The 2,966-nt window shown below is 73.4% G+C and carries 1 protein-coding gene; it reads right to left on the bottom strand.

Annotated features, from left to right (window positions below; all coding sequences use genetic code 11):
• A partial coding sequence (locus ABZ714_RS34785) for a condensation domain-containing protein (RefSeq protein WP_358829374.1) occupies positions 1 to 2,966 on the bottom strand: 2,966 nt, incomplete at both ends.

Consider the following 2,966-nt stretch of genomic DNA (forward strand, 5'->3'; position numbering starts at 1 on the left):
CAGACGGGGGTTCCGATGGGCGCCGTAGGCGAGAGCAGTCCGGCCGTCGCGGGTGCGGCGGTGACGTCGACGGCCGCCTCGGTGGGACCGTAGAGATTCGCCAGTACGGCGCTGTGCCCGTTGTGGTCGTGGAAGCGGTCCACCAGATCGGTGGTCAGGGCCTCACCGCTGCACACCACCAGCCGGAGCGACGGGGTGCTGTCGACGGTGTGGTCGGTCAGATAGGCGCCCAGCATCGAGGGCACGAAATGGCAGACCGACACGGCCTCGTCCCTGATGAGGGCATTGAGGTAATCGGGCTCCTTGTGTCCTTCGGGGCGGGCGATGACGAGGGGTATGCCCTGGGTGAGGGGCCAGAAGAGTTCCCAGACGGAGACGTCGAAGCTGGTGGGGGTCTTCTGGAGGACCCGGTCGGTGGCCGTGAGGTCGTAGGCGTGCTGCATCCACTGGAGGCGGTTGACGATCGCCCGGTGTTCGACCAGGACGCCCTTGGGGCGCCCGGTGGAGCCACTGGTGAAGATCAGATACGCGGGGTGGCGCGGCAGCAGGGGAGCGGTCCGGTCCGCGTCCGTCACCGGCCCGTCCGGCAGTACGGCAGTCTCGGCCGCCGTCCGGTCCGAACCGAGCACGATCCTCGGTACCCCGGACACTTCGGGCAGCTCCGCCGCGCCGACGGCATCGGTCAGTACCAGGGCCGGACCGCCCGCCTCCAGCAGATAGCCGAGCCGCTCGGCGGGCAGGGTGAGATCGAGCGGGAGGTAGGCGGCTCCGGCGCGGACGACGGCGTGGAGGGCGATGAGGAGTTCGGGGGAGCGGGGGAGGGCGACGGCGACGACGGTCTCCGGTCCCGCGCCCCGGCCGATGAGTAGTCGGGTGAGCCGGTTGACGGCGGATTCGAAGTCGGTCCGGGAGGTCTCGGTGCCTTCGAAGACGAGGGCCGGGCCCTGGGCGCCCTCAGCCCCGGCGGTGACGAGGTCGGCGAGTGTTGTCGGCCCGTCCAAAGCCACGGTGGTGTCGTTGAAGCCGTGCAGGATCCGGTCCCGTTCGGCGTCGTCGAGGAGGGTGATCTGCGAGAGCCGTACGTTCGGATCGGCGGCCACGGCCGTCAGCAGCCGGATCAGCCGCTCGGCCAGCACCGCCACCGTCGGTGCGTCGAAGCGATCCGCCGCGTAACGGATGCCGCCCTCGACCTCCGTACCGGGCAGCAGGGTGCCGAAGGCCAGCTCCAGATCGAGCTTGGCGCCCCCGGTCTCCACCCAGAACTCCTCGGCGGCGACCCCGAACAGCTCCCCGGCGGACTCCTCCGCCGAGTGATAGGTGACCATCGTCTGGAAGAGCGGGTTCCGGGAGCGGGACCGCTCGTGGTCCACCGCCGCCACGACCGCCTCCAGCGGCAGTTCGGCATGGGCGAACCCGGCCAGCGCCGTATCCCGTACGCGCTCCACCAGCTCCGCGAACGAGGGGTTCCCCGACAGATCGGCCCGCAGGACCAGGGTATTGAGGAAGAACCCGACCAACTCGTCGACCTCGGGCCCCGGGCGGCCCGACACCGGGCTGCCCAGCGGGACGTCGTCGCCCGCGCCCAGCCGGTGCAGCAGCGCCGCCACCGCCGCGTGGGCCACCATGAACGGGGTCGCCCCCGAGCCCCGGGCCAGCCGCAGCAGCCCGTCCGCCGTCTCCGCCGGAACCGTGAACGGCACCACACCGCCCCGGAAGGTGGGCTCCGCCGGGCGGGGCCGGTCGGCGGGCAGGGCGATCTCGGCCGGGAGCCCGGCGAGTGCGTCGCGCCAGTACGCGGTCTCGGCGGCGGCCCGCGAATCCGGGTCATCCGGCTCGCCCAGGGTTTCCCGCTGCCAGAGCGCGTAGTCGGCGTACTGCACCGGCAGCGGACCGAACTCCGGCGCCCCACCCGCCGTACGCGCCGCGTAGGCCCGGGACAGATCCGCCAGCAGCGGGGCGGCGGACGCCTCGTCGGTGGCGATGTGATGGATCAGCACCAGCAGTACCGCGTCGTCCGGGGCCGACCGCAGCAGGGTCACCCGGACCGGGATCTCCCGGGCCAGATCGAAGGCGTGGCCACCGGCGGACTCCGCCTCGGCCCGCAGCCGTCCGGCCGCGACCTCGCGCACCTCGAACGGGACCCCGGCCCCGTCGGCGGGCAGAATCCGCTGATACGGCTCGCCCTCGTACTCGGCGATCACCGTACGCAGCACCTCGTGCCGGGCCACCACATCGCCGACCGCCGCGCGCAGCGCCTCGGCATCGACCGGGCCCCGCAGCCGGACCGCGAGCGGCACGTTGTACACCGTGCCCGTACCGCGGACCGCGTCCAGCAGCCAGAGCCGGTGCTGAGCGTACGACAGCGGCGGACGCGCGGCCCGCCGGGCGGGGAACGCGGTGAGCGCCGGTGCCGTCGGCCCGCCCTCCGGGGCGGACCGCGGGGCGAGCCCCTCGGCCAGCCGGGCCGGGGTCCGCAGCTCGAACACGTCCCGTACGGCGCAGTCGCCGCCCAGGGCCTCCCGCAGCCGGCCCGCGACCCGGGCCGCCAGCAGCGAGTGGCCGCCCAGGACGAAGAAGTCGTCGTCCGCGCCGACCGACCGCAGACCCAGCGCGTCCGCGAACACGCCGACGGCGATCTCCTCACGGGCGTCGCGCGGCGCGCGGCCCGTCTCCCGGTCCGTGAACCTCGGCGCGGGCAGGGCGCGTCGGTCGAGCTTGCCGTTGGGGGTCAGGGGTAGTTCGGTGAGGGTGACGAAGGCGGAGGGGACCATGTACTCCGGCAGCCGGGCCGCCGCCCAGGCCCGCAGTTCGGCGTCGTCGGGCGGGGTCGCGCCGTCCGCCGGGACGACATAGGCCACCAGGTGCTGGACGCCCGGGGTGTCTTCGCGGAGTTGGATGGTGGTGTGGGTGAGGTGGGGGTGGGTGGTGAGGGTGGTTTCGATTTCGGCGGGTTCGATGCGGAGGCC

Source organism: Streptomyces sp. NPDC006798, from assembly GCF_040635975.1.
Taxonomy (GTDB): Bacteria; Actinomycetota; Actinomycetes; order Streptomycetales; family Streptomycetaceae; genus Streptomyces.